The sequence below is a fragment of the Helicobacter mesocricetorum genome, from assembly GCF_900198605.1.
Lineage (GTDB): Bacteria > Campylobacterota > Campylobacteria > Campylobacterales > Helicobacteraceae > Helicobacter_D > Helicobacter_D mesocricetorum.
This window is the reverse complement of sequence record NZ_FZPJ01000067.1, coordinates 1-3,856: the sequence shown is the minus strand read 5'-3', so window position 1 is coordinate 3,856 and position 3,856 is coordinate 1. Positions and strand designations below refer to the sequence as shown.

The following is a 3,856-nucleotide window of genomic DNA, read 5'->3' as shown; positions in this document are numbered from 1 at the left end:
AGTTTTGCTTTAAAATCTTTGGTGGATTGGTTGGATTGTGGTATAGTTTCAGTAGTAGTTGCTGAATGCTCTTTTGAGCCAGATAATTTTTGATTATTACCGCCCAGCTCAGCAGGTCTTGAGGTGTGAAGGGAGTGGACGGCTTCACCAGTAACTACTTCTTTTTTAGCTAATCTTTCAAAATTTCTATTTGAAGATATGTTTGCGTGATAGATAACATTTGTTCCCTCATCATTTCTAATCCCAACATCTCCAATTTTTCTTTCCTTATTTTCTAAATGCTTAACCGCTATAAAATCTTTTTTACCTTTGGGTCTAGGATTTTTAATAATAATTTCAGGCTCTCTAACTACTTCTTTAATCGTATTAGATACTTCTTGCATATCCTTAAACATTTCGGGATGATTCGTATATAATTTTTTCAAATCAGCAATAGCTTCTTTATCTCCTAGAAGCTCTACTAATCGCTCACAAAGAGAAAATATTTCTAATTCTTTATCACTCATTGCCTTATCTCTTTAGTAATAGTTTTATTAACAGGTATCCATCCTTTTTTGTCATTAAAAAAATCATCGTATTGACCTTTTGTGCTACAAGCACTAAAGAATAAAACACCAAAAAGAAAAACAAAAATAAGTTGAAGTTTCTTAAGCTCCATTTCTCATCCTCTCATACATTTTTTTGCAAAGCTATATCCACCACTTCCCATTAGTTTAGCTCCTGCTCCTATGTCTTTAGCTACTCCTGCTGCATAATTCCCAGCCATAGAGGCAAGAGGACTTGCTAAATTAGCAGCTTTTCCTGCTCCATAACCTAAAGCTTTTCCAGCTAATCTACCAGCAGGATTCATCACTCCATCCATTGCGGATTCCATTGATACATGTGCAATTTTTTCTGCAAAAGTTTTCGCAGCTATAATCATAGTTGATAGAATAAGAGAGGCAATAACATAGAAAATGCCTGTTCCTAATACTTCAGCACCAGTTTGAGTTTCTTTAATAAAATAATTAATCCAAGTTGATATTTGATTCATAAAAACTTTTAAAAATAAGCCTACAAGTAAAATGACTAAGGTATTTGATAATAAAAGTCCTATGTATTGCGTGAAAACATTCTTAGTGGATTTAAAGATTAAAAGCCAAAACACTATAGGAGCGGTGATTACAAGCAGAGTTTGTGTAAAAGTAGTAACAATTAAAATAGAGAGTGTTGGAACAACAGCAACTATAAATCCTATATAACAAAGAACCATTGCCGCAAGTCCTATAGGAGCTTTTAAAATACTTGTTTTTGCCCAAATTGTATCTGCTAGTTTTGTGGTATTTGCAAACATTTCATCTAAGTTTTGATACATTTTTGTTCCACCACCAGCCCACTCATAAATCCCATCCATTGCTGAAATTGTCCCATCTAACCAACCTCCGATATTTAATGCAAAGGTAATCGCAAGAAGTTTTCCTGCAATATCAAAGGTTAATTCTCTAATAGGGCTTTGACTTCTACCCATTAATACTTCATAGCCTTTATACATAATAACAAGCGTAATAATGATAGAAAATAGAATACTAAGTTCAGCAACCTTATCGCTTGTGCCTACTTGTCTTATCGCATCAATGATTTGCTGTATGCTTTCACCTAGTGTTTGGAATAAATCATTCATTGTTTATTTTGCCCTGCATTCTTAAAAAATTCTGCAGCACTTCCACGCTCTTTTTTAAAGGATTTAGAATACTCTTGCATTGCTATATCCTCTTGTATTTTTCTTTGGTTTTCATAACTTGCATTGGCTAAATCTATTTGGTTTTTAACAATTTGGATTTTTGCTGCTTCTAGTTGAATGGCATTACCTATATCTGTGCTTTCTTTAATGTCTTTGGCATTGACTAGCCTATCTTGTAGTTTTTTAAGTGTTGCACTGATGGTATTCATTTGTTTTGAGGCTTGATTATAGGTTTCTACTTGAGCAGCATAAGTAACTAAATTTATTTTGCAGATATTTTTTTCTGATTGACTCATAAAGTCAAAATTACATCTATCAAAGCTTGTATATTTACCAAAAATCTCACTACCTTTTTGGCTTAAAAACTCTTGTGGATCTCTTAAAACATTATTATAAAAAGATTGAATATTTTCTCCAGCTTTAGAAAAATCAGAATAAATCTGTTTAATATCTCTTAAAAAAGAAACAGAATCTCTGATACCTGTCTTTGATAGGAGTTCATTTTTGTAGGCTTGGATTTGTTGTTGGTAATGGGACACAGTGCTAGTCCATCTTGTAGCTTCTCTTGCCCACTCTGCTATTTGTTTAGCATTTTGGGTAGCTATTTGTGTATTCGCTGCAGTATCAACAACAGGAATACCAGCACTCAATAAAAAACTAGGGATTAATAGAATAATAAAAACAAGAATAGATTTTTTTAGTTTTTGGATATAATTTTTTGGGGTGTTTGCCACAAGGCTACCACCCTTGTAGCGAAAATCTAAGCCCCAAAAGGAGCTAAGATGAATAGCATCAAATTCATCATAGTTGCAATTATACTCCTTTGTATAATTGTAGTCAAGGCTTATTAGCTTTGCCCCACTTGTTGGGGTATGATGGATTTTCCTTGTGGCTAAAAATTGAAAGATTTTCATAAATAACTCCTAAAATGGGATTTCTTCAGATTCTATATTTGTTGTTGGGTGTTCATATTCAATATTTGGTTCTTTTGGAGGAGTTTGTGTTATTTGCTTTGCATCTTCTTTATCCTTTTTACCAAGCCAATAAAATTTAGATACGATAACACTTAGTATAGTTTTAGTATTTCCTGTTTCATCTGTATATTGACTAGAGGATAATTCTCCACTACACGCAAATTGAGAGCCTTTTTTGATATACATAGAAGCACTTTCTGCACTTTTACCAAATAAAACAATGGGGATCCAAGTTGTGCTACTTTCATCATTGCCTTTTTCATTTTTCCATTTCTTAGTGATAGCTAAAGAGTTTTTTGCATAGAGTTTTCCATTTCCTGTAGTTCCTATTTCAAAATCTCTTCCTAAGTATCCGATTAGATTGACATTATTCATCGCTTTAACTCCTTTTTATTTGGTTTCTATTATCAACAAGATAATTAAGGGTAAATATTCTTTGTGCTTCTTGAGGATTTAGAGATTGTGTTATATTTATATCAATCCTATAATCTTCTTTGGGTAAATTTGGATAGATAAGTTTCATTAAATCTGTAAGATAAGGATTTGGACTTCTTATTTCTTGTTTGAGGTTTTGTTCCATTTGGTTAAAGGCATTTAGAAAAGCAATCTTCCATTGTAATGCTTTTTTGCCTGTAAATCCCATAGCTAAAAGAGAGAAACCATCACGAGTTAGATTGTAAAAAGGATATTTTGTAACACCTTTGAAACCCTCTATTTTACGATATTCGTATGATTCCGCAAAATTGCGGATACATTGCAAATCCCCTATTTCTCGCAAATCTCTCACTATATTCCTAATAGCCTTTAAAATATCATCATGCCTTTTCCCAAAAACTCTAGCTATATCTAAACTTGTGCAAAAGATTTGATGATTAGAAGTAGTAAATTGCACCTCTTGTTGATTAATGATTATGGGTTTCATCGCTTTAACTCCTTTTCTTTAGTTTGAGTATTATTTTTGTTTTTGGTGTTAAACTCTTTTAGTTTTGCTTTAAAATCTTTTGAAGATTGGTTGGATTGTGGTATAGTTTTATTGGCAGAGTTGTGAAAATTGAGGTCGTTAATCTGTCGGTGAGGCTGACCTCGCTCATCCCTCTCTGTTCTTGAGTGAGCAGTTAATAATCTATGTCCCTCGCCATAATCTCTTTCCCCATAATTTATG

Annotated in this window: 5 protein-coding genes and 2 pseudogenes; all 7 read right to left on the bottom strand. The window is 32.9% G+C overall.

The features are described from left to right. The coding region (locus C6H18_RS09330) for a hypothetical protein (RefSeq protein ID WP_104722819.1) at positions 1-506 on the bottom strand (506 nt) is incomplete at its 3' end. Further along, positions 503-658: a hypothetical protein gene (locus tag C6H18_RS09570; protein WP_199770201.1), complete on the bottom strand. Its 156-nt coding sequence runs from the start codon at positions 656-658 to the stop codon at positions 503-505. The genes C6H18_RS09570 and C6H18_RS09330, both read right to left, overlap by 4 nt. After that, a pseudogene (locus tag C6H18_RS09325) lies at positions 648-1,660 on the bottom strand (type IV secretion system protein). The gene C6H18_RS09570 and the pseudogene C6H18_RS09325 overlap by 11 nt, the downstream one beginning before the upstream one ends. Then, complete coding sequence (locus C6H18_RS09320; protein ID WP_104722818.1) at positions 1,657-2,634, bottom strand: type IV secretion system protein; 978 nt, start codon at positions 2,632-2,634, stop codon at positions 1,657-1,659. The pseudogene C6H18_RS09325 and the gene C6H18_RS09320 overlap by 4 nt, the downstream one beginning before the upstream one ends. A gap of 9 nt (positions 2,635-2,643) precedes the next feature. Then, positions 2,644-3,069: a single-stranded DNA-binding protein gene (locus tag C6H18_RS09315; protein ID WP_104722817.1), complete on the bottom strand. Its 426-nt coding sequence runs from the start codon at positions 3,067-3,069 to the stop codon at positions 2,644-2,646. A 4-nt stretch (positions 3,070-3,073) separates the two neighbouring features. Further along, complete coding sequence (locus C6H18_RS09310) at positions 3,074-3,616, bottom strand: Rha family transcriptional regulator (RefSeq protein WP_104722816.1); 543 nt, start codon at positions 3,614-3,616, stop codon at positions 3,074-3,076. Next, positions 3,613-3,856: pseudogene (locus C6H18_RS09305) on the bottom strand (hypothetical protein); the annotation flags it as partial. The pseudogene C6H18_RS09305 and the gene C6H18_RS09310, both read right to left, overlap by 4 nt.